The following is a 25,552-nucleotide window of genomic DNA, read 5'->3' on the forward strand; positions in this document are numbered from 1 at the left end:
TGGATTATGAAAATTTTCTAGAGCGAATATCGAAAAATCGATAAGACCGGACAGAAAAACGGAGGGCCGAACGGGAGGAGACGCTGTCAAACCGGCACAAAAAAGCCCCCCGCTCGGGAACATGCTTACGCTGTACCGAAAGGAGGCGTGTAGCGCCGGCGACGGCCGATCTTATTCCACTTCAATGCAATCTGTTATGTCCGCCTGCTCGTTCCATTTCACCGCCCGGTACTTGACGTCGTGGTAAAACGTGAACCAGGCGCCTTGCCGGATCCCTTCCTTGATCCATGTTTCCTTGGCGAAAATGGAGGTCATCGGGTAGTCGTCGTAGGCCATCACCCACAGGGAGTTCTGGTGTGCGTGCGTCGGCAGGAGGTCGGCCAGATGCAGCACCAGTTGACCGCCGCTTTCGATGCGGACGATCGCATGTCCCTGGCTGTGTCCGCCGGTGTGGTGCAGCGAAATGCCGGGCAGCACCTCCAGCGTGTCGCCGTACGTCTGCACCTGATCCTGAATGGGCTTCCAGTTGTCCTCCCAATAGGTGTTGCGGGAGCGGATGTTGGGCTCGCGCATCTCCGCCCATTCCTGTTCCTGGACGTAGATGACCGCCCGCGGAAACGTCGAGGCCAGCCGGCCGTCCTGCCAGGAAACAAGCCCGTTGGCATGATCGTAATGCATGTGGGTCATCAGTACGATGTCGATGTCTGCCGGCGTCAATCCCTTGGCCGCCAGCGATTCCGTCACCTGCGACTCCTCCAGCAGGCCAAAGTTGCGCTTCTGCTTGTCCGTCAGCCGGTCGTTGCCCAGGCCTGACTCGATCAGGATGATTTTGCCGCCGCCTTCCACCAGAATCGGATCCGCCCGCAGCGGTATCTGGTTGAGATCGTTGTGCGGATAGCGCTTGCTCCAGAGCGGTTTGGGAACCACGCCAAACATCGCGCCTCCGTCAAGCTGCGTCAGCCCTCCCCGCAGCCACGTCAGGGAAAATGCGCCTGCCTGCATGTTCGTCAATTGCATGGTACCAGCCTCCTCGTGTTTTTGCGCAAATGCGGGAAGCGTGAAAGAGCACCCCGTACAGGGTGCCCTACTGTTTTTCTGCTACGCTGACCGTGCGTGTGGCCGGAGACATTTCCAACAGAACGTCACTGGACACCGCCTGGACCGCCAAATCCGAGTCGTGGCGTTTATGGCTGAGCACAAGCTGCGCGACCTTCTCGCTTCCGCGGTATATGCTGATCAACGTTTGCAGCGGGTTGGCGCTTCCGCCGGCAATCACCTTAAACCCCGGGGCAATCGTGAACGTCCAGCCCTCCACTTCCACCACCCGCTCGGATGAGTAGAGAAAGTGCCGTTTTCCCAGCAGTATGCCATTGTGATTCATCAAGGCGAGTGCCCCCATTCAACTGAATTTGAACAGCGTACTTTCATTTTGCAAAAATTCATGTCCAAATGAAAGTCTTTCGACAAAAGATCCCATAACCCGACAACAGGCCCCTTCCATGCGAAAGCAGGGCGCGTCCCTCAAATCAATCTGCCGATGAGCGCTCCCTCGTAAATTGCCCGCTTGGCGTCAAGCTCTCCCGCCTCCTTGGCGCCCCCGATGAGGTGCACCGGCAGCCGTCCTTTCAGCGCTTCGTACAAGCGGTTGTCCGGGGTGCTGCCCGCCGCGATCACCACCGTGTCCGCGGGAAGGAGCCGCTCTTCGCCGGCGTGGACGATGCGCACGCCCTCCAGCGTAATCTCCTTGTACTCCACCTGGGTCAGCATCTCGACGCCGTGCCGCTTGAGATTGGCCAGCACCGCCCAGCGCGTCGTCCTGCCCAATCCGGTGCCCACGTGCCGACCGCGGCGGAGCATCCGCACCTGTCTGCCGCTCTGCTGCAGGCGATGCACCTCCTCGGCGCTGAGAATGCCGTACTCCAGCAGGTAGCGGGCGGTCTGCGGCGAGACGCTGTCGTCCTGGACCAGCAGGTGGGAAAGGTCGCAGGCGATGCCCCCCGCCCCGATGATCACCACGCGCCGCCCGACATCCGCCTGCTTTTCAAACACGTGAGCGTAGCTGACCACGTGCGGCAGATCAATGCCGGGAATCTCCGGCCGCCGCGGGATGACGCCCGTGGCCACCACCACCTCGTCAAATCCTTCGGCGAGCAGCGCTTCCGCCTGTGCTTCCACGCCCAGCCGGATCTCCACTCCGAGCAGGCCGAGCTGCGTCCGGTAATAGCGGAGCGTTTCGTTAAATTCCGATTTGCCCGGCACCTGCCGCGCGTAATTGAGCTGGCCGCCGATCTGCGGCCGTTTTTCCATCAGGACCACCTGGTGACCGCGCTCTGCCAGCACGCGGGCCGCTTCCAGTCCGGCCGGTCCCGCTCCCACGACGGCCACCCTTTTCGCGACGGGGGCGGGGGACAGCCTCCATTCCTCTTCCCGGCCGGCCGCCGGATTGACCAGACAGGACGCCGTTTTTCCCTCGAACACGTGATCGAGGCATGCCTGGTTGCAGGCGATGCAGGTGTTGACTTCGTCAAAGCGCCCTTCCCGGCTCTTGCGGATGATATCCGGGTCGGCCAAAAGGGGGCGGGCCATGGAAACCATGTCGCAGCAGCCGTCCCGCAGAATCGCTTCGGCGTGGCGCACGTCGTTGATGCGGTTGCTGGCAATGACGGGAATCGTCACCGCTTCCTTCACGAGGCGGGCCACCCACACATACGCGCCGCGCGGCACCATCATCCCGATCGTCGGCACCCGCGATTCGTGCCACCCGATCCCGATGTTGAGGGCGTCGGCCCCCGCCTCCTGCAGCATGCGGGCAAACCGCAGCGTCTCGTCCATCGTCGTGCTGTCGGGGATCAAGTCCAGCCCGGACATGCGAAAGATCACCGGATAATCGGGGCCGACCGCCTCCCGGACGCGTCTCATCACCTCCACGCCGAAGCGGGCCCGCCGTTCAAAGTCGCCGCCCCACTCATCGTCGCGCACGTTGGTGACCGGTGAAAGAAATTGATTGATCAAGTATCCTTCGGAGCCCATGATTTCCACCGCGTCAAAACCGGCTTTCCGCGCCCGCACCGCGCCGTCGGCAAACGCCTGCACCGTCATGTCGATTTCTTCGCCGGTCAGCGCACGCGGCCTCGTCCGATTGATCGGCGCCTGCAGCGGTGATGGCGCGACCGGCTCCAGGCCGGTGGCTTCCCGATAAGCGTAACGCCCGGCGTGAAAGAGCTGCAGGGCGATTTTGCCTCCCGCCTGATGCACGGCTTCGGTGATCACCCTCAACGGCCCGATGTGCTCATCCCGACAGACGCTGCAATACTGCTCGCCCATACCGCCTTCCGGCCGGACGGCGGCCCCTCCGGTGACGATCAGGCCTGCCTCCCCACGGGCCCGCGCCGCGTAAAACGCAGCCAACCGCCGCACGCCGCCCTCCAGCTTTTCCAGCCCAACGTGCATGGAGCCCATCATGATGCGGTTGGGCAGGGTGATCCCCCCGATGCGAATCGGTTCCCAGACGCGTTTTGTTTCCATTCGTGCCCCCTCCTGACAAATCGAATGAATGCTCATTCATTTTGGTTTCCCATCATTTCGGCGGGCACGGCCGGTTTTCCTGCTCGCTCCGGCCTGTTTACAGCCGGAGCAATCTGCCCAGGTCGGCCGCGAAGCGATCCAGGGCCTGCCGACACCGTACGTTTGCTTCATTCGTTTCCGGCCCTTCCACCACGAAGTGAAAATCGAGCGTCACGCCGCGCTCGGCGGGAACGCCCGGCTTGAGACAGCGCCGCTTTTCCGTCAGGGAGACCTCCGGCACGATCGCCCGCGCCCGCTCCCACAGAAGAGCGGCCGCCTCTGCCTCACCCGCTCCGGGATAGGCGATCTCCGCCTCCACTTCGCAGGCGGCACCGTCGGGCAGCGGAAACAGATGCACGGTCGCGAGCGGCTGTTCGGCCTCCTCCGCCGTAGCTGTCACGTACACCGTGATCTCCCGCGTCTCCTCGTCCTCCAGCAGGGAATGCTCCGTCCGCAGGATCACGTCACGGATCACCCCGTGGCCCGAGAGTGCTTGATCCAATGCTTCCATCATGCGCTGCAACACAAACATGCTCCTCCTGTCTTGCTGTGGCTCTTTCCTCTGCAGTATATCACGCCCGCCCGGGCAGCGGAAAACCCCTTCACGAGGAAGGGGTCGGGGTATTCTTGACGTTTTTTTGGTTCACGAACTCCGTCAGCCAGGCGCGCCGGACTTCTTTATTGGGACAAAAGGCGAGGACGTAGCTCTCACCGCGCATGTACTTTTCCTTGATCCACTCTTTATGCTTCCGGAAAAACGCCTGCTGAAAGTCGATCGGCATTTGTTGATACTCTTCCAAGGCTGAGGGGTTCTGGAGAAAAAAATCTTCATCGTAAATGATTTCTTCGTTTTGTTGGCGGCTGATCAGGTATACGAACGCGATCACCAGAAACAGGTTGACTAAAAAAATCGTCATCCAAATCCCTCCCGTCAGCATATTGTCTGAATGATCTGTCTTATCAGTATATTATTATTCTACCATGGTTTTGGTGTTTTTAAACCACCTTGTGCGTTTATTTTGCAAAAAAACTTTTTGTGTGCCGAAAATGGCATCGTCTTCCGCCAGCAAAAAACACCCGGTCTCCCGGGTGTTTTTCTGCTTGGTATTGACGTGGTATTGTGGTGACTACGAACTGCTGATCGGCTTGCCGGACGGATCGACAGTTGTCGCTTCCTGCTGCTGGCCGCTTCCCGGCGGCGCGATGTCCGGCGGCGGAGTGGTTCCCGTCGCCGGCGCAGGCACGGGATTGGACGACGGCGTGCCTTCCTGTCCCGTCGCCGGCGGAATAATGTCCGGCGGCGGCGTTGCACCTGTTTCCGGCTGCGGCTCGGTTTCGACCGGTGCCGGCTTGGATGGCGTTTCCGCGCTCGGCTTCGGCTTGGCTGGCGGGGTCGCCGGCGCAGCCGTCTCCACCGTCGCGGTTGTGCTCTTTTTGCGCGGTTTGCTGCTGACGGTCACCGTCTCCTCGGCGCTTTCCAGTACGGGGGAGTCGTTCAACTGGGCGACGACACTTCCCGACAGGCCCATTTCCGTCTGCAGGGCGGTTCGGATGGCGTTCAGGTTTTCCCTGGGCAGGTAGGTGTACCCGCCTTTCCAGTACGCCCCGTTATCCAGCGTGACCAGGGAAGAGGAGTTGAACCCCTTGAAATCGTAGGCGAGCCCCTTGATCTGCTCTTTGGACAGATCGGTATGGATGTGCTTCGCGCCTACGTCCATGATTTTGAAGATTTTCGTCAAGCCGTCCAGCGAAGTGGTCTTGTCCACGACAGCGCGGATGACCTCCTGCTGGCGCCGGTTGCGGTCAAAGTCGGTGGAAAAGTATTTGGTGCCGCGGTTGTCGTGCCGATGGCGGACGTAGCCCAGCGCCTGCTCGCCGTTCAAGAGCTGCAGGCCGGGCTCCAGGTTGATGTGAGTGCCGTCCGTCGGATCGTCGTACACCAGCTTGCGGTCGACGTTGACCTCAATGCCGCCCAGCTCGTCGATGACCGCCTTGAAGCCTTCAAAGTCGACTGCGACGTAGTGCTGGATCGGAATGCCCAGCAGTTCCGTCAGCGTCTTTTTCGTCAGCGAAATGCCGTCTTCCGTCGGCGTTTGGTTGTTCCGCTCCGCCTGCCGGCGCTCCGCCTCCCCGTTGGCGTAGACCGCGTTGATTTTATGGTAGTCCCGGTACCCCGGAATCTTTACCCGCGTATCCCGCGGGAGCGACACCATGGTCACTTTTTTCGTCTCCGGGTTGGCGACGGCGACGATCATCACGTCCGTATTCATCGTCCCTGTCTCCGGGCGCGTATCCCGGCCGAGAATGATAAACGACAGCGGCTTGTCGGAATGGTAGGTAGGGTCCGTGTTTGAAGCCAGCGGCGCAAAGTCGTCCTGCGGTTGTGTCACGGTATCCAGCGTCTGATCGATCTTCCAGTAAACCGCGCCGGCCGCGCCGCCGATCATCAGCAGCATGAACAAGCTGAACAAAAACAGCCGCCTGCGCAGTCTGCGTCGGCGCGCCGGCTTTTTCTTCTGCGCGGAAGCGCGCGTTCTTGCGACAGTTTCAGGCATATGTATCGAACTCCTTGTTTGCTTGGGCAAAAGTTGTGAAAAGATTGAAAAAAACAAGAAAAGTGCTTTTCGACAAGAAGCACCGCATATTTCTTCCTAATAGTAATACTCTGACTTCGGTATTATACCACATCTCTGTCCGTTTTTGTAGAAAAATGTTACCATAACGTGAAACTCCCCCGATCGGCTGTCGATGGGGGAGCGGTTCCTTTTGAACAATTGGATGGATTTATTGACGCCCCTGCGGCGCCTGGCTGAACCCCTGGACGGGGCCTTCGGGCGGCTTCTGCGTCGAGCGGTGCGCGTCTCCGCCGTGCCGCACGCGGCTTTCCTGCTTGCCGTTCAGATCGTTGGACTTCTTTTCCATGTACACTCCTCCTCACTGAAGCTACCGGATAGTGTACGTCACACCGCCGCGTCTCATTCCCGGCCGACGGCATCCCGCGCTTGTGCCGCGTAGGCTGCCGTCCGCTGCCGCAGCGCTTCGTGATCGAGCGGCAGCGAGGCGGCCGCCCGTTCCGCCACGGCCACGCCAAAAGCCGCCTGCTCGGCGAGCGATTCGGTTTTTCCCAGGGCAGCGAGCACGCCCGCCGCAAACGCATCCTTGGCGGTTTCGCGCAGTGAGCAATCGGGCTGCGGCAGCCAGAGCGACTCCGTCTGCCGGCACAGATACAGGCCGTTTTCGCCGCACAGCACCATCACCTGCTCGACTCCCTCGTTGAGCAGCAGGCGGGCTGCCGCTTCCGCGCCATCGGCCGAGGCCGCGGGCTTCCCCGTCAGCACTTCCAGCTCGTCCGTGCCAATGACGATCAGCTTGACGCCGTTCAAAAGCCCCCGCCACCGCTCCGCTTTTTTCACGGAGACGGGATCGGCCGCGACAGGTTTGCCCAGGCGCTTCCCTTCCTCCACAAAACGGCGGATGACCGGCTGCGGCAGGTTGGCGTCCAGAAACAGGCCGGATGCGTGCTGCAGCCGCTTCACGCCGTCCTCCACCATCTGCTCCGTCCACGCCTCGTTCACCGCCATGTCGGAGATGGCCGCGAGCAGTTCGCCGTCGGCGGCGCGGATGGCCAGATAGCGCCCCGTCCTGCCGCCGGGAACGCGGACCATCCCGTTGGTCGCCACGCCGCTCTGCGCCGTCGTCTGGCGCAGCCATTCCCCTTCCGCATCTTCGCCGACCAGCGCGAACAGCAGCACTTCTTCTCCCAGCCGCGCCAGGTGGTCAGCCACGTTGCGCGCCACTCCGCCCGCCGTCTGGCGTACGGTGCCCGGATTGCTCGTTCCCGGCAGCAGTCCGGCGGATGTGATCCCCTGCACGTCCACGTTGGCTCCCCCTGCGCACACCCAGTATTCCTTCATGCTTCCCAGCATTTCAGCAGCCCTCCCTCGTCGCCATTCCCTGTCTGAATGAGTTCCCTTACTCATTCGACACCATCCTGTTTTTCCCTACCGGAGATGGAATGGGCGTCCGCGTGCACGTGTATGCCGAGTCGGCATATGATCGGTGTTCAGTAGTGACGGCCGCCGCAAACAGTGCTACATTTAAGAGCAAAAACGATCACGGAGATGACCCTATGAGTGCCCATACCGGCAGTGTTAACGCTTCTGTGGCGGTACATGCCGCTCCCACGGTGTACCGCATGTTGTTTGCGATCAGCCTCGTCCACCTGCTGAACGACAGCCTGCAGGCGGTCATTCCCGCCCTGCTGCCTGTTCTCGAAGCCAACCTGGCCCTGACGTATACCCAGGTGGGCATGATCCTGCTGGTAATGAACCTGACGGCCTCCGTTCTCCAGCCGGTCGTCGGGTACATTTCTGACCGCAAGTCGCGGCCGTACATGCCGCCGGTCGCCCTCCTGATCTCCGGGCTCGGCATGCTGGCGCTGGCCCTGGCCAGCAATTACTACGTCGTGCTGCTCGCCGTCGCCTGCGTCGGCATCGGTTCGGCCGTCTTTCATCCGGAAGCCTCGCGGGTCGCCCACCACGCCTCCGGCTCCCGCCGGGGATTGGGACAGTCCATTTTTCAGGTGGGGGGCAATGCCGGCCAGGCGCTCGCGCCGCTGATGACCATTTTGATCTTCAAACAGTTGGGCCAGCCGGGCGCGATGTGGTTTCTGGTCCCGGCGGCTGCCGCCAGTGCGGTGCTGGTGTACGTCGCTCTCTGGTACCAGGGACAGCAGCGCGCCAAAAAAGCGGTCGCCGCGGCCATCGCCTACACCCACCGCAACAAGCGCCTGGTCGCCCTGGGCCTCTTGGTCCTGATCGTCAGCATCCGTTCCTGGATGAATGCGGGCTACCAGAGCTTCTACCAGTTTTACCTGATGGACACCCGGCACATGAGCTATGACAGCGCGCAGTTCTGCGTGTTCGGCTTCCTGCTCGCGGGCGCGATCGGCACCTTTTTGGGCGGCCCGATTGCCGACCGGTTCGGCAAACGCAACCTGCTGATCGTCTCCACGCTCGGCGCTCTGCCGCTGACGCTCCTGACACCGTACGTGTCCGGTTTCTGGATTTATCCTGCCTTGTTCCTCAGCGGTCTGGTCATGCTGTCCAGCTTTTCCGTCACCGTCGTCTACGCCCAGGAACTGCTGCCGGGACGCATCGGCACCGTCTCCGGCCTGATCATCGGCCTGGCCTTTGGCATGGGCGGCATGGGCGCGCTGGTGCTCGGGTACCTGGCCGACCTGTACGGCATTACGTCCGTCATCACGCTCTGCTCGCTCATGCCGCTGATCGGCGCCCTCGGCCTGCTTCTGCCCAAGGATCAGACCCTGCGTGCCTGGGCGCGCGGTGAACAGTGAGCGCGGGACACGAAAGCGGCGCCGCAAAAGCGAAATCCCCCGGGGTGTTCAGCCCTCGGGGGATTTTTTCTGCTGTGATGCGGGTTACACGGGAACGCTGGTGGTGACGCCCAGCAGTTGGGATACAGCCGGCGGATACAGCTCGGGTGTCCCGTACAGACACCAGGTGCCGTCCTTGGTTTGGCCGATCAGCCCGGCGATCGTCCAATGGGGCGCCAGCGCGTCGGCCGCCTCTGCGGCAAGCGACAGCCGGATCGTTTCGCCGCCCGGCCGTTTCGCCAGCCAACCGTCTGTTTCCCGGCCGATCAGCACGAGGTGTTCCTCCGCCACCTGCTTGGGCCCGTCAGCGCCAAACAGATGCTGGTGCGCCTCTTTTTCCAGGAGGCCGCGCAGGCGGTACGCCTCCGGCAGCGCCTCTTTCAACTCGCCGAACAGCGGCTGCATGGCGGCGGCAATCGCCGTGCCGTACTGCTTGTCCAGCCACTTGAAAAAGGCCATCAGCACCGACAAGAGGTTGCCGGCCAGCGTCTTGGTCGCCGCGTCCACGCGGGTAAAGATGTCGTGGACGAGGAAGTACGCCACGTCTTCCTGCCGAAGCTGCTCCCAGGAAAAGGACGGGCCAAACGCGCTGCGGACAAAGGTGCGGAAGTTGCTCATCGCTTCGTCGTACTTCTTGACCGTCGCTTCCGACTTGCCCTCGGTCATTTCCACCACAAAGCGGTTGATGTCGGCCAGCCGCTCCGGCTGCACCGTATAGACGCTCTCCGGCAGTCCTTCAATCAGGGGACGGCTGAGCAGGTTGGCCACGTGCAGGGTGTCGTTCGGCAGCGCCAGCCGCGGCTTGAGCGTATCCAGGTGGATGAGCCGGGCCAGACCCTGGCCGGACTGGCCGTCCCGCTCCAGGTGATCGATCAGTTCCCGGAGCTTGTGTTGCAGCGGCTCGCTTGCGGAGGCGGCTGCCAGCGTGGGAGCCAGACCGTCCAAGGCTTCATGCGGGGTCACGAGCCACTTTTCCGTAAAATAGGCACGCATCGCCCACTGCAGAACGTTGGACGGCAGCATCGGCTCGCTGGTGACAAACAACGTGCCTTTCGCCAGCTTGGAACCGGTGGACGTCAGCACGCGAATCTCTTCCTCGGCGGCTTCGCCGGGAAGCTGCAACAGCGACGCCACTTCGTCAAGCTGCGCCGGATAGCCTTCCACCCATGCCGTTTTGTCCTGCAGGATCACTTCGGCCTGCACCTCGTACAGCTCCAAGAGCGCATCTTTGAGCGCCGGAAAGAGATGCTCTTCCTTGCGCGGGGCGTACACCCAGATTTCCCGGCTGCCTTCCCGCTTTTTCAACTCAAACGCCCGCTGCGAATCGATCGCCTGACGAAGCCGGTCCATGTCCGGAATCGCGTAGATGCGCCGAGTCAGGCCGGCGCTGCGGCTGCCGCCCTCCGACTCGCCAAAGGCGACGATGAATCGGTACAGCGAGGTGGTGTAGGTGCGCTTTCCGGAGTCGGCCGCCGCTTCCGCCACTTCCGGATGTTCGCCCAACCACTCCACCAACGCGGGCTTTACATGCGGCTGCAGGATGATGCTGCCCGAGAACAAAAGATCACGGAGCCCCAGATTGAGCAAACGGCCCACAATGATCTGGCCAGGCTGCATGTTCAGGGGGCTGGTTCTCAGCACATAGCGCGTCTCGCCGCTGAGCGGATGGCGGACCGTCAGCACGTCCCGTTCCACCTGCACGATCTCGTAGGCGTTCAGGTGCAGGCGGGTGAAGGAGCGGCGCAGATCCGGGTCCATCCGGCGGCCGTGCTGCTTCAGGTAGCTTTCCAGCACGGTTTCGCCGTTGGTCTTGACGTCAAGGACGAACCAGTTGAAAAAGTGGGCCGCCCACTCCGGCTGCATGACGCTCTCATCCGACAGCCCGACGTCCGCGGCAAAGCGCTCCCGTGCCTTTTGAACCGTTTCGCTGCTGACCTGGCCGGCGACGAAGTGGTTCAGCCGTTCCACCCAAGCTGCGTACTCCTTCTGCAGCTTTTGTTCGTGTCGGCTGCGCAGCTCCGTGATTGGCGTCACGATCCCACAGCATTTTTTGTATTTTTTCCCGCTTCCACAGGGGCAAAGATCATTTCTTCCTACAGACATAAGGGGTTTGGATCTCCTTTCATTCCCGCCGCGGCATGCGCGGGGAATCTAGCGCAATCCCCCTATATATACCGCATTTCTTATCAGGTGTTCAAGTGTTCTCGTTTCGGTCATGAGCGATGCCCGCCTCTGCGGACGACTCCCACTGGGCGATAAACTGCTCCAGCCGGTTTATCAGCGCGACGATGCGCTGCTTTTCGCTCATGCAGTCGGCGATGGCGGAAAGCTGATTCGCGGCGAACAGTTCCACCACTTCCCGTTCCATTTCCTGTAGGCGAATCCGATAACGCGCGATGATCTTGCGCAGCAAGGAAAACCTCTGCTCAAACCGGATCATGGCCTCCAGATCGCTCATTGCTGTTCGGTAGCCGCCAGCACTTGCTGAATGCCAAGTGCGATCTGCTCGTTTTTATGTTTCTCTTTCATCAGCACTTCTATCGCCTGCATGTTGCTTTGCTGAAAATGGGCCACCACTTCCTGGGCCATCTCCGCACTGCGCGCCTCCAGGCGTCCCAGCGCCTGGCGAAGCAGTTGCTGCACTTCTTCAAGAACCGATTGGTTTTGTACGGTATTCATGGACAGTTCCTCCTCAAAGTGAAGTTGCTCGTGTACTTCGTGATGGTGGTGTGTTTCGCTTCGTTCGCGCTGCTCCTCGCGTCCCTGCTGCACGTCCGTGGACTGCGGCCGGGAAGCGCCGGACAGCCCCGCGTCTATCGTACCGGCGGCTGTTTGGCCTGCTTCTGCCGGATCTGCCTCCGGCTCCGCTTCTTCCGCTGTCTCCACGGCTGCGGCCGCTTCCAGACCGGCATGCTTTTCCTCTTCGTCGCCGTCGCGGGCGATTATGTACAAGGTCTCGCCGTCCAGACGAAACCGGTCGTCCAGCGCCGGCAAAAACATCGCGTCGACCGCCACGCCCGCTTCCTGCTCCAGAAAATGGTGAACGGAACGGGCCGCCACCTGGGTGATGCCGTTGGCGCGGCAGAACGCGTACACCTGGTCGTTGGCCAGCGTCCACTCCGCCAGAAACCAGCGGGCATCGCCCTGGTACTGGACGAAGCGGGGATCCCGCTCCAACTGCAGCATGCGCATGATCTGATTCCAGCCGAACTGGGTCTGGCGGCGAAGCTCCGCCGCTATTTGTTCCAACGTTTTGGGCGTATGGGTATCACGCACAAAACGGTACGCCAGATCAAACAGTTGATGGGGCTGGTAGGTCAATTCGATGATCGCCTCGGAACGCCCAACCCGCACCGGTGACTGATCCATCCGCAGCACCTTGGCGAGCAGGGCGCTGCCGTCCATGCCGAAGCCGGTTATCAGCCCGCTCGCTTCCAGACGGGAACAGATCTCCTCGCGGGGAAGGGAGCGTTCGCCAGACCGAAACACCTTTTTGATGATACTCGACAGGGTATAGGTTGGCCGTTTCATAAACTTACTCCTTCTACGCTATTGGCAATGGTCTGCCAAGCAAATGGGAATCAAGATGGGTATTCGACACCTGCGGGAAAAATCCTACTGCGGCCAAAAGTGATTGTCTATTCGGTCTGTTTCAAAAATGAAAAAAACGAGCGGATCCGATCCGCTCGTCAGTGTGTAGACAAAGTAACTGCTGAGGGGAGAAGCACGTTTCCGGCATCCGCTCCGTGCTTTCCCCACCGAACACAAGCTAACGCTCGCGTTCGGCGGGGCCCAGTTTACGCCCAGCAAGGAAGCACAGACTGCACGCTCCGCACCTCCGGCTTGCGCAAGCGGCAGTCGCTTTTGCCTGACTCGTCGATTTTAATAGCCCCGCCACACCTTTCGCCTCAAGGCGCCGGCGTAGGCCCACTCCTCGTCCCCCATCTCGGCCAGCGCCTGGCCCAGGGCGTTCATCTTGCTGTCGATCTGGTCGAGATAGTGGAACAGTACGGCTGTGGGCGTCTTGCCGGAGACGGCGCTGCCCCACCCGTTTTCCACATCGCCGTGATGGCTCAGGATGCAGTGCTTCAGGTGCAGCACTTCGGGATCTCCGAGGGGAATTCCCCGCTTGCGGCAGATGCCGCTGACGATCTCCGCTCCCATCACCAAATGGCCGATCAACTGCCCGGGGGTGGTGTAGTCGGGCGCGATCGGGTCAGACAGCTCGTACAGCTTGCCGATGTCGTGCAGAATGCACGTGGCGTACAGCACGTCCCGGTCCACCTGGGGGTAGAGCGGCAGCAGCCGCTCGGCCGCGGCCAGGAGCGAGACGATGTGCTCCAGCAAGCCGTGGTAGTAGTTGTGGTGCATGCGTACACCGGCCGGATAGCAGCGCAGGCGGCCGCCGATCTCTTCGTCGGCGAGCGCCTCCGTCACGATCGCGCGCAGCGTCTCGCTTTTGATCCCGCGAACCGCCTGCTGCAGCTTCTCCCAAAGCTCGTCGGCGGGGATCGGCGAGACCGGCACCAGCGACTCCATCAGCACTTCGTCGGACGGGGACGCGAGCCGCACCCGCTGGATGACCAACTGCTTTTTCCCCCGGTAGACCTGCACCGTTGCGTCGATTTTGATGACGGATTTCACCTGGATGGCTTCCTTCAGTTCCGGGGTGACATCCCACAGTTTGGCGGCAATCGTGCCGGAGCGGTCCCCCAGCTCCAGGTTGAGGTATTCGCTCTGGTTGCTGGCGACGCCCACCTCTTTGCTCTTTACCAGACAAAACGTGACAACCCGTTCTCCCTCTTGATAATCAAGCAGATATCTCATCTGTTTGCCCTTCCTCGTCTATTTTTTGCGAAACAGGGTTTCTTCGATCTTGCGCACCAGTTTTTTGCCGACCAGCTCGTCAGCCGATTTGACCACCTTGGTAATCACTTGCAGCAGATCCTCTTCCCCGTTCCAGTGTTCGCGCACGATCGCCTCGTCCACGTCGACGAGGATGCGCCGCAGCGCGTACACCGCCAGCACGACGTCATCGAGCAGTCCGAAGGTGCCCGTCAAGGCTTCCGGAATGAAGTCGATCGGCGTGATGAAATAGGCCACGGCAATCCCGGCCACCGCTTTCGCCTGAACGCCGACGCGCTTGTCCAGCAACAGCCGTGCCAGCAGCACGAACAAATCGGGTGCCAGCAGGATGTACGCGGCTGCCTTTTCGCTGCCTCCCTTTTCACGAATGAAGGCCTCGATCTTCGCCCGCAGCTTGTCGTAAAAGCGCTGGTGCTGCTCCGGCAGTTTCACCGGCACCGGCTCGGATGGCCGCCGGACGGCGGGCATCCGCTCGTCTCGCAGCCGTTCGTCTTGATGGCGCTGCTCTTCGTTCATGGCAATTCCTCCCGTTTCGTTTTTGCGGCCGCCTTGCGCTTGCGCCAGTAGGACCAGAAGGCGATGACGGCAAGCAGGGTCAGGAAGAAGACTGCCAGGTTGCGCGCGATCAGCGCGAACAGTTCCTCCCAGCGCTCTCCCAACTGCCAGCCGACAGTGACGAACAGGGCGCTCCAGAACAAGCCCCCCGTGTAGGTATACAGCATGAACGTCGGAAACGGAAGCCGGGTGATGCCGGCAAAATAGGCGGTAAACTGGCGGACGCCGGGAATGAAGTAGCCGAGCGGCAGCGCCCACTTGCCTACGCGGTTAAACCAGTCTTCCGTCTTGCGGTAAAGCGCGTAGCCCAGGCCGAGTCGCTTCCCGTACCGCTCGACAAAGGCGAATCCCAGCGTCCTGCCGATCCAGTACGCCGTGGTCATCGCCGTTATGGACCCCAGAAAACAGACGAGAAACGTGGGGACGTACTTCAACTGGCCGGTGGAGACGAGAAACCCGGAAAAGACCAGGAGCGTTTCCTCCGGCAGGGGCATTCCGAGAATTCCCAGAAAAAACAGGCCAAACAAGGCGCCGTACCCGTATTGCGAGATGTATCCGCCAAAAACTGTTACGATTTCATTCAAGATGTTTTCACCACATTTCGAGCTTGTCCCCTCTTTCCATTCATTATGCCAAAAGAAAAGGCGGGGGACAAATGGCTGTGATTCATTTCCAAGGAGGGCGGGAGCAGCTTCTCGGACAGTGGTTGGCCGCGCCCGGCACGCGCGCTGTTTTGCTGGAAAGATTTTTTCGATGTGCATCAGACAGAGCGCCCGCCCGCGCCACAACAAGGGTTTGACGCCTTTTTTTTGGCCCGTTGTCAAAAAATGACGAATTTTAAGGGTTCGCGCCGTGGCTTTCCCACTCTCTTTTCGATATAATGAGTGGGAGTATGGAAATGGGATAAATGAGGGACAAGCCAGCATGTGGAAAAAAATCTACCGCAAGTTGAAATACGAGTACTACAAGCTGATCCGGATGAAAGGGGCGCCCTCTTTTGTCGCCCGGGGATTCTCCGTCGGCATTTTTGTTGAGTTCATCACCCTGCCTACCTTTGGTCTGGCGTTTCTCCTGCTGTTTCCGCTGGTAAAGCTGTTTCGCTGCAGTTTGCCCGCCGGATTGATCGGCTTCGTGATCGGAAAAATGATCCTGCCAATCTTCATGGTGCTGAATTTCAAACTGGGCTACTCCATCATCGGCAGACCGCTGCATGAACATCTGAAGCACAACAACGAGCCGTGGGCGAACTGGATCGCCTGGATGAAGGAAAAAGGGCTCGCCTATTTTACCGGCAGCGCAATCATGGGTCTCGTCGTCGCCGTCGGCAGCTATTTCCTCGTCTACTCCGCCCTGCAGTGGTACCGGCGAAAGCGGGCCCGCCGCTCACTTGCCAAACGGCAGACACCGTAAGCCGGAGAGCGGGGCGCGTCCCCCCAAAGCGGGATGGATCCGAAAAAAACAAGACCGGTTCCGACAGTTTTGTCGACCCGGTCTCTTTTTTTGACGTTGACGGCAGCCGGCTGGCGCAAGCGGGCCGTCAATCGAAGCGCTTTGTCACAGGGTTACGCGAAAAAGCCCTTTTCCCGCAGTTGTTCCATGATTTCGGCAACGGTCAGGTTTTGCTGCAGCAGATTCATGGTAACGTCCACCTGCTCGTGAGACAGACCGTTAGCCCACAGGCTTTCGCGGATCAACACGTCGTTGGGACGGCGGAAGTAAGCCTGCAGGGTCCGCAACACGCGTCCTTCCAGAGACGTTTTCAGCATCAGTTCTGTTGTCGACATCTGTTCCACCTCTTTCCTAAAGAGATCCGTGCATACCTTCTATTATCGTACAAACAGGGCGAAGAATCAACGACTTCCCCTTTTCTCCTGCCTTTTCTGGCCGATGCGCGGCCGCGAACAGACAGCCGCCGAACGGAGAGGCACCGACGTCCGCGGTGATTCCACTGCCCCCTGCCTAAATTTCCGGCATCGGACGCCGCTTGTGTTCGGAGATCCGGTGCAGGTAATCGATCCGCTTTTTGGCCTCCGGGTCCGTCTCGCCCGTGATCAGCAGGCGGTCCAGATCTTCGTACGAAAAGCCCATCTCCTTCTCGTCCGTCTGCCCTTCCCACAGGTCGGCGGACGGCGCTTTGGTCAGGATGGACTCCGGCACCCCCAGTTCGCGCGCCAAAATGCGCATCTCGTGCTTGGTCAGGCTGGCCACCGGATTGATGTCGGCCAATCCGTCGCCGCCCTTGGTCATGTAGCCGACGTGGATTTCGCTGCGGTTGCAGGTATCCACCACCAGATAGCCCTTTTGGTTGGCGATCGCGTACAGCGTGGTCATGCGCAGCCGCGCCTTGGTGTTTCCTTTGGTTTTGTCGTCAAGGGGAAGCACTTTTTCGATCGCCGGCACGATCGCGTCGTACGCCGGTCCGAGGTCGACGGTCACCAACCGAAGACCGATGGCGTCCGCCAGCTTTTGGGCGTCCTCCGCGTGAACGGCCTGAGAGTACGCCGGCATCCACACTCCGATCACCCGCTCCCTGCCCAGCGCCCGTACGCAGAGAGCGGCGGTTACCGCGCTGTCAATGCCGCCGGAGATGCCCACGACAGCGCCGCCCAGCCCGGGTCCGTCAATCTGCTCGCGGATAAAGGCCACGCGCTTTTCCAGATCTTCCTTCACATGAGCCTGGTAGTGAGCCAGGTGCTCTTGAAACTTGTCCATGCCCAGTACCCCCATCTTCACTGTCTCTTCCCCATCCTACCACGCGGAAATGACTGTGGCAATCGACGGCAAAGAGGTCTACACTAATAACGAGAACAACGGAACACAAGGAGAGAACCGATGATTATCCTCAAGACACCCGAAGAAATCGAACGGATGAGGGCGGCCGGCAAAATTCTCGCCGCCTGCCACCGCGCTCTGGCCAAACGGATTCGCCCGGGGATCACTCCCTGGGAGATCGACCAATTTGTCGAGCAATTTCTCGCGGAACACGGAGCCACTCCCGAGCAGAAAGGGTACCAGGGCTACCCCTATGCCACCTGCGCCTCCGTCAACGACGTCATCTGCCACGGGTTTCCCACAAAGGAACCGCTGAAAGACGGCGACATCGTGACGATCGACATGGTGGTAAACCTGAACGGCTGGCTGGCCGACTCCGCCTGGTCGTACGCCGTGGGGAACATCTCCCCCGAAGCGAAGCGGCTGCTGCAGGTGACGGAAAAAGCGCTCTATCTGGGCATTGAACAGGCTGTCCCGGGCAACCGCGTCGGCGACATTTCCCACGCGATTCAAAGCTATGCCCAGGCGCAGGGCTATTCCGTCGTGCGCGACTTCACCGGTCACGGAATCGGCCAACAGATGCATGAAGAGCCGTACATTCCCCACTTCGGACCGCCGGGACGCGGCCCCCGTCTGAAAGAAGGCATGGTGATCACGATCGAGCCGATGCTGAATGCGGGCAGCTACCACGTCAAGATCGACGAGGACGGCTGGACGGCCCGGACCCGCGACGGCAAGCTGTCCGCCCAGTACGAGCACACGATCGCGATTACCGCTGACGGTCCCGTGATTCTGACTCAACAGTGACGGTTGACCCGGCAGTGACGGCTGCGAAAAAAGCGGCAGCTCCCTGAGCAAGGGGGCTGCCGCTTTTTGGCCTATGGGTTTTGCGTTTAGCGCTGCGCGCTGTTCGCGTAGCGGTTCATAAGCGCTTCCAATTCCTGCACGTCTTTTTCCAGTTCGCGGATGTCCTCTTCAATCAACCGCTTCACATGCTGTTTTTCCCGCAGAATCTTGCGGGTCTGTTCCAGCCTCTGCTTCATGTCGAACACGCCGAGATACACTGCTTTCCCCTCCCCATCCTATGTAAAGGTTCCACCTTACATGATATGAGGAAGTACGCAAATGTTGCCGGATTCTTATACCCCTTTCCATTTCGCCAATTCGGCGCGAAGGCGGTGCACTTCCTGCATCAGGGCCCGTTTTTCCAGGCGCTCAATCTCGCTGTCCAGGTCGGACCCGTATCCTCGGCCGGCAAACAGCGGATCGTACGGATCGTACGCGTCGTGTCCGTACGGCCAGGCCGGCTCTTTCGGCATGATAAACGCGAGCAGCGCGTAAATCAACAGCGGCACGCCGGTGAACACGGTGAGAATCACCACCCCGACACGCACGAGTGTGGGGTCCACCCGTAGGAATTGGGCGATGCCTCCGCACACGCCAAACAGGCGTTTATCGCTGCGGGATCGGTATAAACGTCTTTCCATCATGACATTCCTTCCTCTCTGTATCCGTTTCTGCTGGTACTTCCAAGATACCCGAAAGAAAGGACGCCCAAAACTGGCCCCAGGGGGATTTGTCCTCCGTCCCCGGACGGAGGCCGGCTCCGTCCCGTGAGGCCCCTGTACTTTTCCGGCTGATGGTGCCGCCGGTTTCCTCCGGTCCCTGCCGCATGAAACGGCCTCGTCAGGTCCGCGCTGCGGATGAGGGTCTGGAACCGAACGCCCCCCTACGGGACGCCCGCCAACACCGGAACAGTGGTACGATCGACCGCTCCGGCCGGATGCCGTCTTCCTCTGCCCCGGCTGGGAGCAGCGGGCTAGATCAGCGCCTTGGCCGTCAGCGCTTCGGAAATGCCGATGAAGTATTCCGATTCGCGGCGGATGTGGTTTAACACCGCCAGCGCCGTGGGATTGCTGCGAAACGCCGGACTGGCGGAGCCCATCTGATTCAACAGGCCGATAAACTGCTGGCTCTGCTCCATGGAAAACGTGACCAGCTCCCTGATTTGCCGCATGAGCGGATCGCTCACCCGGTCGCCGGAACGGATGACCGCCTCGATGTAGCGGACATACAGTCCCTGCGTCTGGGAAAACGCCTGCTCCCACTCGGCGAGCGCCTGGACGAACTCCTCCTCCAGATTGGGCACCAGCTCGCGCAGCACGATGGTGTGTTCACTCTCCTGCAGTTTCCAAAAGTCTCCTTCGTCCAAGATCCTTAGCGGCATCTTTTCGTCGTAATGAAATTGCACGCGTACTCCTCCTTTACCACTTTGCCCGGAAGGGTCCACCACAGTCTATGTGACAATGGCGGAAGCGTGCCTTTGCCTCAAAGTGAATCAGACCGTCGGAGTCCGATGGTCTATTCCCTTTTCGGTTGATAAATCGGCCGCGGCCGTTCAAACAACTCGCCCAGCGTGGCGTACCAGTGGCCGGCCAGGCGGCTGACGGGGGAGAAGGCGCCGATGTCGATCCTGCCGTCCTGGTAGAGGGAATCGTCGATGTGGACGTGCACCACCTCGCCGATGATCAGGTCGGCCGCAGCCGGCTCGCCCAGCGTCACGATGCGGTGCAGCCGGCACTCAAAATGAATGCGCGACTCGCCCAGGCGCGGCGGGCGGACGGCGGCGGACGGCTGTTCGGTCAGCCCCAGCTCCGCCACCTCGCTCACCTCCGGCGGGTAGTCGGCGGAGGTCTGATTGACCGCGTCCACGTTGAACACGTCCGCCATGTTGACGACAAATTCCTTCGTCTCTGCGATGTTGCGGGCCGTGTCTTTCATCACGCTGCCCGGCCTGCGTATGACCGCGACGGAAACCAACATCGGATCGATGCTGGCCACGTTGAAGTAGCTGAACGGCGCGGCGTTGACCACGCCGTCTGCGCTGAGGGACGTGACCCAGGCGATCGGCCTCGGCACGACCCCGCCGATCAAGAGCTTGTATTTGTCCTGGCGCCCGATGGCGCTGATGTCGATTTCCATGAGAATCCCCTTTCCTGTTTACTCCCGGGGCGGAAGCCAGCTCGCCATGTAGTCCGGGTCCTCGATGCCAAGCGCCTGGCGCGTCACCCTGAGCGGCTTGAACGTGTCCAGCATGACCGCCAGTTCCCTGGTTTCCGTTTTGCCGATGCTCGCTTCGATCTTGCCGGGATGGGGACCGTGCGGTATGCCCATCGGATGCAGTGTGAGGGAGCCTTCAAAGATCCCTTTGCGGCTCATGAATTGGCCGTCCACGTAGTAGAGCACCTCGTCGCTTTCCACGTTGCTGTGGAAGTACGGCGCCGGAATCGCTTGCGGGTGGTAGTCGTAAAGCCGCGGCACAAAGGAGCAGACGACGAAGTTCTGTCCGGCAAACGTCTGGTGGACCGGCGGCGGCTGGTGAATCCGTCCCGTGATCGGTTCAAAGTCGTGAATGCTGAGCGCGTACGGATAGAGGTAGCCGTCCCAGCCGACCACGTCAAAGGGATGAAAGTCAAACAGGTAGCTGTACAGGACGGACTGCCGCTTGACGCGCACCTCGAATTCGCCTTCTTCCACGTGCGTCTCCAGCCGCTCAGGAACGCGGATGTCCCGCTCGCAATACGGCGAGTGTTCGAGAAGCTGCCCGTGCTCGTTGCGGTAGCGCTTGGGCGGCACGATGTCGCTTTGCGATTCGATCACCAGAAAACGGCTGGCGGCGGACGGCACGACCCGGTACGTGGTGCCGACCGGGATCACCAGATAGTCGCCCTGCCGGTAGGAGATGGTGCCGAAGATGGTCTCCAGCTCCCCTTCCCCCTGGTGGACAAACAGCAGTTCGTCCCCGTCCGCGTTGCGGTAAAAATACGTCATCGGCTCGGTCGGAGCGCAGACGCCCAGCACCACGTCACTGTTGCCCAGGAGGTACTGCCGGCCTGTAACCGGATCGCCCCCGGCCTTCAGGTCAAAGGTTTTGAAATGCTGGTGCCGGAGGTCCGCCTGCTCCACGTACTCCGGCTTCATCTCGCCGCATCGGCGCGTCGCGCGCACCTGCGTCGGCGGATGATGGTGGTACAGGATCGACTGAATGCCGGAGAAGCCTTTGGTGCCCATCACTTGCTCGCGGTACAGCTCGCCGTTCGGCTTGTAAAAGGTGGTGTGCCGCTTTTTCGGCACGTCCCCCATGCGATGGTAAAAGGGCATCCATCCTTCCTCCTTTTCGTGTTTTGCTGAACCTTTATTCGGTGACGACGTTGCGCAGAACGCCCAGCCGCTCCACCTCCAGCTCCACCACGTCCCCCGGCTCAAGCCACGGACAGCGTTCCGGCCCCAGTTCCAGGATGCAGCCGGTGCCCACCGTGCCCGAGCCGATCACATCGCCGGGATAGAGCGGACAATCGGCGGAAGCCCGGGCGATCATCTCGGCGAAGGTGTAGTGGATGTCGGCCAAACGGCCGCGCGAGTACTCCACGCCGTTTACCCTGGCGACCATGGCGAGATCGTACCGGCTCCCACTCCCGCCGGGGATGCGGACGTCTTCCAGCTCGTCGGGAGTGACCAGCCAGGGCCCCATCGACGTCGCGAAGTCCTTTCCTTTCGCCGGCCCCAGCCCCACCTTTACTTCTTCACGCTGCACGTCGCGGGCGCTCCAGTCGTTCAGGATGCAGTAGCCGGCGATGTGCTCCTCCGCCCGCTCGACGGGAATGTCCACGCCCCCTTTGCCGATGACGCAGGCCACCTCCAGCTCGTAGTCCAGCCAGCGCGCCGCCTTGGGCCGCTTCACCGCCGCTTCGGGGCCGACGAAGGCGGCGGCGTTGGAAAAGTAAAAGACGGGAAAGCGGTACCACTCCGGGATCATATCCAGACCGCGGCGGCCGCGCGCCGTCCTGACATGCGCCTCAAACGCGTAAAAGTCGCGAAAGCTGCGGGGGCGGGGCAGGGGAGAACCCAGCACGGCCTGCTCCGCCGGCACCGCGCAGGCAGCCGCGTCCGCCTCGTGGTCCAGCCGCTCCCGCCAGCGCTCCCACTCGTCCAGCAGGTCCAGCACGGAAGCAGGGGCCTCCGGAATCGCCTGCGCGATGTCGATCACGAAACCGTTCCGAAACAAACCCGCCCGCCAGTCTCCCTGCCCGCCGCGACGGTACGACACCAGTTTCACGCACATCCCTCCTCGCCACACCATTGTTCATATGCCTGCGCTTCCGCTTTTTTTTGGCAGCGCCGCCCCTCGCCGGCGCCCCTGTCGGGCTAGGGACGGCACACAAAAAGCCCAGCTTCCCCCCAAGCCGTCCCGACTGCATGCGAAAACAGGGCAATCCGCTGTTGCCAATGCAAGTCAGGACAGGTGTCGGGCGCAAGCTGGGCTCTGTCCGCTACCGAAGAAAACCTTGCGGGCGTTCCCCCGCAGACAGCCAGCCATCGTAAAGTGCTGCCGCTCTTCTCTTGTCTGTCTCTATCCCCATCATAACGGAAACGCTTTCCTTTCGCCAGAGGGAATTGACGGAATCTTGACACTTCTCTGCCGACGCGTACGCTCCCCTCGCCCCTGTGCGCGTCAGGGGAGCCGTACGTCTGTCCGTTTAGTCCCGGTGTCCGAAAACACGAGCCGCCAACTCCTGCATGTCAGCCGGAAGCGGTTCGCTCCACTCCATCGCCCGCCCGCTGCGCGGATGGACAAACGACAGTCTGGCCGCGTGCAGCGCCTGACGGCCGATGCAGGTCCGGCTGCCGCCGTACAGGTCGTCTCCCGCCAGCGGATGGCCGAGATGGCTCATGTGGACGCGGATCTGGTGCGTGCGACCCGTCTCCAGCTTCAGCTCCAGCCAGCTCATTCCGCCGCCCCTCGCCAGCACCCGGTAGCGGGTGACCGCCGGCTGGCCGTCCGGCCGCACCTCGCGCACGATGATCGAATCGTCGCGCAGGCCAATCGGAGCGTCGACCGTTCCTTCCTCCTCGGCCACCTCCCCCTCGACGATCGCCTGGTACCAGCGGTGCAGCGTCCGCTCTTTCTGCATGCGGCTGAACTGCTCGTGGGCCCATTGGTTTTTGGCGACGATCAACAGGCCGGACGTGTCCTTGTCCAGCCGGTTGACAGGGCGAAACTTGCGCCGCTCGCCCCGCTCCCGCCAGTAGGCGACCACGCCGTTGGCCAGAGTGCCGCCCGTGTGCGCGCCGGTGGGATGAACGACGAGTCCCGCCGGCTTGGCGATGACCAGGATGTCCTCGTCTTCGTGACGGATCGCCAGCTCCATCGGCTCCGGCAGCACCGTCTCTTCCTCTTCGCCAGGCACCAGGATGGCCACATCATCCCCCGGCCGCAGCCGCTCCGTGACGAAAACAGGCGTCCCGTTGCGGGTGACCGCTCCCTGGTACTTGGCCCGGACCAGCAGCCGGCGGGACACCCCGAACCGTTTTTGCAGCGCGTCGCGAATGGTCATATCCGCTTCCCGCTCCGTAGCCGTAAACCGAATCAGCTCTTCCAGCATGTCGTCTCTCCTTTGTCGGAAACCCTTCCTGGTCAGTATAGCACAAACGGACGGACAGGACGGTTCAGCCGCCGTCCTGCGGCCCGCACCGTTTTTCTCGCGGGAGAATTGCACACACTAACGTGAACCTATGTGAAAGGAGCGTTCGGATGTTGGGAAAAACGGCGGGAGAAGTGCTGATCGAACTCCTGATCGAGTGGGGAGTGGACCATATTTACGGAATGCCGGGAGACTCCATCAACTCGATCATGGAACCTCTGCGCAAGGCCAAAGACAAGATCCGGTTCATTCAGGTGCGGCACGAAGAGGCGGGGGCGCTGGCGGCGGCGGCTTACGCCAAGCTGACCGGAAAACTGGGCGTTTGCATGGCGATTGCAGGCCCGGGGGCCATCCATTTGTTAAACGGCTTGTACGACGCCAAGCTGGACAGGGCGCCCGTCCTGGCCATCACCGGTCAGGTGGAGACCGATCTGCTCGGTACCGACTACTTTCAGGAAGTGAACCTGGAACGCATGTTTGACGACGTGGCCGTCTACAACCAGCGCATCATGTCGGCCGAGCAGCTGCCGGCTGTGGTCAATCAGGCGATCCGGTCCGCCTACGCGAAAAAAGGCGTGGCGGTCCTCACCATACCGGACGACATCCCCCGGTTTGAGGTGAAGCGGGAAGCCAGGCGGACCAGTTCGCTTTTCGCCAGGCCGCAGATTCTGCCGCAGGCGGCCGATCTGCTGCAGGCGGTCCGGATTCTCGAGCAGGCGCGAAAGCCGGTGATCCTGGCCGGCCGCGGCGCCAGGGAGGCGAGCCAGCCCCTGATCGAGTTCGCGGAAAAAATCGCCGCGCCCATCGTGCTGACGCTGCCCGGCAAAGGGACAATCCCGGACGAGCATCCGCTCTGCCTGGGCGGTTTGGGGCTGATCGGCACCAAGCCGGCCTACGATGCCATGCGGGAAGCCGACACCCTGGTCATGGTGGGCACGTCCTTCCCGTTCACCGGATTTTTGCCGGAAGGGGCGCGGACCATTCACATCGATACGGACCCCGCCCAGATCGGCAAGCGCTATCCGGTCGATGCCGGTTTGGCCGGAGATGCCCGCCAAACCTTGAACTGGCTGGCCAGGGAGCTGCCTGTCAGGACCGACCGGAGCTTCCTTGCGCGCTGTCAGCGGGAAATGAAGCAGTGGTGGGAAAAGATGGACCGGGAAGAGGCACAGTCCGACGTTCCGATCAAACCGCAGCGCGTCATCCGCGCGCTGCAGCAGGTTGTCCAGGACGACGCCGTCTTGTCGGTGGACGTGGGCAACGTCACCGTCTGGATGGCCCGCCACTTCCGCATGACGCGGCAGCAGATGGTCATCTCCAGTTGGCTGGCCACGCTCGGCTGCGGACTGCCCGGCGCCATCGCGGGAAAAATCGCCTATCCCGGCAAACAGGTGATCGCCGTGTGCGGTGACGGCGGTTTCGCCATGCTGATGAGCGATTTCGTCACGGCCGTCAAATACCAACTGCCCATCGTGGTCGTCGTCCTCAACAACCACAAGATCGCCATGATCAAGTTTGAACAGGAAGTCATGGGAAATGTGGAATTCGCGACAGACCTGCACAACCCCAACTTCGCCCGGTTTGCCGACATCTGCGGCGGCGTCGGCTTCCGCGTGGAAAAGCCGGAGGAGCTGCTCCCCGCCCTGCAGCAGGCCGTGTCAGAGAAAAAGCCGTGCATCGTCGATGTGCTGGTCGACGCCCGCGAAGCCCCGATGCCGGCAAAAGTCACCTTTGCCCAGGCAGCCGGCTACGCCAAACACCTGTTGAAAGAACTGTTTGAGGAAGGCAGGCCGGAAGTGCCCGTACCCTGACGGGAGCGCGAACCATCCCCTCCGCGCGGACAAAAACAGGACATCTGTGGGAGCAGCGGGAGAAGCTGAAATTTATACATCCCTGGCTGGCGGACGCCTATCGGGAA

The 25,552-nt window shown here is 61.3% G+C and carries 27 protein-coding genes; 4 read left to right on the top strand and 23 right to left on the bottom strand.

What is annotated here, in order from left to right; translation table 11 throughout:
- Window positions 1–171: 171 nt before the first annotated feature.
- The 8 genes from FOI68_RS17760 to FOI68_RS17790 all read right to left on the bottom strand — a co-directional run bounded on the left by FOI68_RS17760 (window position 172) and on the right by FOI68_RS17790 (window position 7,490).
- Window positions 172–1,017, bottom strand: a complete 846-nt coding sequence (locus FOI68_RS17760) for a YtnP family quorum-quenching lactonase (protein ID WP_044897789.1) — start codon at window positions 1,015–1,017, stop codon at window positions 172–174.
- A gap of 67 nt (window positions 1,018–1,084) precedes the next feature.
- A complete protein-coding gene (locus FOI68_RS17765; RefSeq protein WP_029099795.1) occupies window positions 1,085–1,381 on the bottom strand; it encodes a hypothetical protein in 297 nt (98 codons plus the stop codon).
- Window positions 1,382–1,521: 140 nt separating this feature from the next.
- Window positions 1,522–3,525, bottom strand: a complete 2,004-nt coding sequence (locus tag FOI68_RS17770) for an NADPH-dependent 2,4-dienoyl-CoA reductase (protein WP_143863918.1) — start codon at window positions 3,523–3,525, stop codon at window positions 1,522–1,524.
- Window positions 3,526–3,622: 97 nt separating this feature from the next.
- Complete coding sequence (locus FOI68_RS17775) at window positions 3,623–4,096, bottom strand: hypothetical protein (protein WP_255433668.1); 474 nt, start codon at window positions 4,094–4,096, stop codon at window positions 3,623–3,625.
- A gap of 70 nt (window positions 4,097–4,166) precedes the next feature.
- Window positions 4,167–4,481, bottom strand: coding sequence for a hypothetical protein (locus tag FOI68_RS17780; RefSeq protein WP_029099792.1), 315 nt, complete (start codon window positions 4,479–4,481; stop codon window positions 4,167–4,169).
- A gap of 210 nt (window positions 4,482–4,691) precedes the next feature.
- On the bottom strand, window positions 4,692–6,119 hold the full coding sequence (locus FOI68_RS17785; RefSeq protein WP_143863920.1) for an LCP family protein: 1,428 nt from the start codon (window positions 6,117–6,119) through the stop codon (window positions 4,692–4,694).
- Between the two features lie 229 nt (window positions 6,120–6,348).
- Entirely contained in the window at window positions 6,349–6,486 is a 138-nt protein-coding gene (locus FOI68_RS23590; RefSeq protein ID WP_162836717.1) for a hypothetical protein, read from the bottom strand.
- Between the two features lie 53 nt (window positions 6,487–6,539).
- Complete coding sequence (locus FOI68_RS17790; protein ID WP_035295495.1) at window positions 6,540–7,490, bottom strand: carbohydrate kinase family protein; 951 nt, start codon at window positions 7,488–7,490, stop codon at window positions 6,540–6,542.
- A 203-nt stretch (window positions 7,491–7,693) separates the two neighbouring features.
- Here FOI68_RS17790 and FOI68_RS17795 point away from each other — a divergent pair, with 203 nt between their 5' ends.
- On the top strand, window positions 7,694–8,920 hold the full coding sequence (locus FOI68_RS17795; RefSeq protein WP_143863921.1) for an MFS transporter: 1,227 nt from the start codon (window positions 7,694–7,696) through the stop codon (window positions 8,918–8,920).
- Window positions 8,921–9,004: 84 nt separating this feature from the next.
- Here the strand turns inward: FOI68_RS17795 and FOI68_RS17800 are convergent, their stop codons facing one another.
- The 6 genes from FOI68_RS17800 to FOI68_RS17825 all read right to left on the bottom strand — a co-directional run bounded on the left by FOI68_RS17800 (window position 9,005) and on the right by FOI68_RS17825 (window position 14,964).
- Window positions 9,005–11,110 (bottom strand): SEC-C metal-binding domain-containing protein, encoded by a 2,106-nt coding sequence (locus tag FOI68_RS17800; protein WP_370512143.1) that lies wholly within the window; start codon window positions 11,108–11,110, stop codon window positions 9,005–9,007.
- Between the two features lie 43 nt (window positions 11,111–11,153).
- Window positions 11,154–11,417: a hypothetical protein gene (locus FOI68_RS17805; protein ID WP_044897784.1), complete on the bottom strand. Its 264-nt coding sequence runs from the start codon at window positions 11,415–11,417 to the stop codon at window positions 11,154–11,156.
- Window positions 11,414–12,490: a hypothetical protein gene (locus FOI68_RS17810; protein ID WP_143863923.1), complete on the bottom strand. Its 1,077-nt coding sequence runs from the start codon at window positions 12,488–12,490 to the stop codon at window positions 11,414–11,416. The genes FOI68_RS17805 and FOI68_RS17810 overlap by 4 nt, the downstream gene beginning before the upstream one ends.
- A gap of 351 nt (window positions 12,491–12,841) precedes the next feature.
- On the bottom strand, window positions 12,842–13,786 hold the full coding sequence (locus tag FOI68_RS17815) for a 3'-5' exoribonuclease YhaM family protein (protein ID WP_143863924.1): 945 nt from the start codon (window positions 13,784–13,786) through the stop codon (window positions 12,842–12,844).
- Window positions 13,787–13,804: 18 nt separating this feature from the next.
- On the bottom strand, window positions 13,805–14,341 hold the full coding sequence (locus tag FOI68_RS17820; protein ID WP_029099785.1) for a YkvA family protein: 537 nt from the start codon (window positions 14,339–14,341) through the stop codon (window positions 13,805–13,807).
- Window positions 14,338–14,964 (bottom strand): DedA family protein, encoded by a 627-nt coding sequence (locus tag FOI68_RS17825; RefSeq protein ID WP_035295510.1) that lies wholly within the window; start codon window positions 14,962–14,964, stop codon window positions 14,338–14,340. The genes FOI68_RS17820 and FOI68_RS17825 overlap by 4 nt, the downstream gene beginning before the upstream one ends.
- A gap of 340 nt (window positions 14,965–15,304) precedes the next feature.
- On the opposite strand from FOI68_RS17825, the gene FOI68_RS17830 reads away from it, so the two are divergent.
- Window positions 15,305–15,790, top strand: a complete 486-nt coding sequence (locus FOI68_RS17830; protein ID WP_143863925.1) for a DUF2062 domain-containing protein — start codon at window positions 15,305–15,307, stop codon at window positions 15,788–15,790.
- Between the two features lie 152 nt (window positions 15,791–15,942).
- Here the strand turns inward: FOI68_RS17830 and FOI68_RS17835 are convergent, their stop codons facing one another.
- Both FOI68_RS17835 and nadE read right to left on the bottom strand, forming a co-directional pair.
- On the bottom strand, window positions 15,943–16,164 hold the full coding sequence (locus FOI68_RS17835) for a hypothetical protein (protein WP_029099782.1): 222 nt from the start codon (window positions 16,162–16,164) through the stop codon (window positions 15,943–15,945).
- Between the two features lie 175 nt (window positions 16,165–16,339).
- Complete coding sequence (nadE, locus tag FOI68_RS17840; protein WP_029099781.1) at window positions 16,340–17,092, bottom strand: NAD(+) synthase; 753 nt, start codon at window positions 17,090–17,092, stop codon at window positions 16,340–16,342.
- Between the two features lie 120 nt (window positions 17,093–17,212).
- On the opposite strand from nadE, the gene map reads away from it, so the two are divergent.
- Window positions 17,213–17,959, top strand: a complete 747-nt coding sequence (map, locus tag FOI68_RS17845) for a type I methionyl aminopeptidase (RefSeq protein WP_143863926.1) — start codon at window positions 17,213–17,215, stop codon at window positions 17,957–17,959.
- A gap of 86 nt (window positions 17,960–18,045) precedes the next feature.
- On the opposite strand, the gene FOI68_RS23595 is transcribed toward map, so the two are convergent.
- The 7 genes from FOI68_RS23595 to FOI68_RS17875 form a co-directional block, all read right to left on the bottom strand.
- Window positions 18,046–18,216 (bottom strand): hypothetical protein, encoded by a 171-nt coding sequence (locus FOI68_RS23595; RefSeq protein ID WP_162836732.1) that lies wholly within the window; start codon window positions 18,214–18,216, stop codon window positions 18,046–18,048.
- 75 nt (window positions 18,217–18,291) lie between these two features.
- Window positions 18,292–18,642 (bottom strand): PspC domain-containing protein, encoded by a 351-nt coding sequence (locus tag FOI68_RS17850; protein ID WP_029099779.1) that lies wholly within the window; start codon window positions 18,640–18,642, stop codon window positions 18,292–18,294.
- 329 nt (window positions 18,643–18,971) lie between these two features.
- Window positions 18,972–19,403, bottom strand: coding sequence for a DUF2935 domain-containing protein (locus FOI68_RS17855; RefSeq protein ID WP_044898698.1), 432 nt, complete (start codon window positions 19,401–19,403; stop codon window positions 18,972–18,974).
- A 110-nt stretch (window positions 19,404–19,513) separates the two neighbouring features.
- A complete protein-coding gene (locus tag FOI68_RS17860; RefSeq protein ID WP_143863927.1) occupies window positions 19,514–20,134 on the bottom strand; it encodes a flavin reductase family protein in 621 nt (206 codons plus the stop codon).
- Window positions 20,135–20,152: 18 nt separating this feature from the next.
- Complete coding sequence (locus tag FOI68_RS17865; protein WP_065066971.1) at window positions 20,153–21,313, bottom strand: homogentisate 1,2-dioxygenase; 1,161 nt, start codon at window positions 21,311–21,313, stop codon at window positions 20,153–20,155.
- 34 nt (window positions 21,314–21,347) lie between these two features.
- Window positions 21,348–22,268 (bottom strand): fumarylacetoacetate hydrolase family protein, encoded by a 921-nt coding sequence (locus tag FOI68_RS17870; RefSeq protein WP_143863928.1) that lies wholly within the window; start codon window positions 22,266–22,268, stop codon window positions 21,348–21,350.
- Window positions 22,269–22,689: 421 nt separating this feature from the next.
- Window positions 22,690–23,595 carry an RluA family pseudouridine synthase gene (locus FOI68_RS17875; RefSeq protein WP_143863929.1) on the bottom strand — a complete coding sequence of 302 codons (906 nt, stop codon included), beginning with the start codon at window positions 23,593–23,595 and terminating at the stop codon, window positions 22,690–22,692.
- Window positions 23,596–23,744: 149 nt separating this feature from the next.
- On the opposite strand from FOI68_RS17875, the gene FOI68_RS17880 reads away from it, so the two are divergent.
- The gene (locus tag FOI68_RS17880) at window positions 23,745–25,445 is read left to right on the top strand and encodes a pyruvate oxidase (RefSeq protein ID WP_143863930.1); all 1,701 of its coding nucleotides are present in this window, start codon (window positions 23,745–23,747) and stop codon (window positions 25,443–25,445) included.
- The last annotated feature ends 107 nt before the right edge of the window (window positions 25,446–25,552 follow it).

It is taken from the genome of Brevibacillus sp. LEMMJ03 (assembly GCF_007197875.1).
Taxonomy (GTDB): domain Bacteria; phylum Bacillota; class Bacilli; order Brevibacillales; family Brevibacillaceae; genus Brevibacillus; species Brevibacillus thermoruber.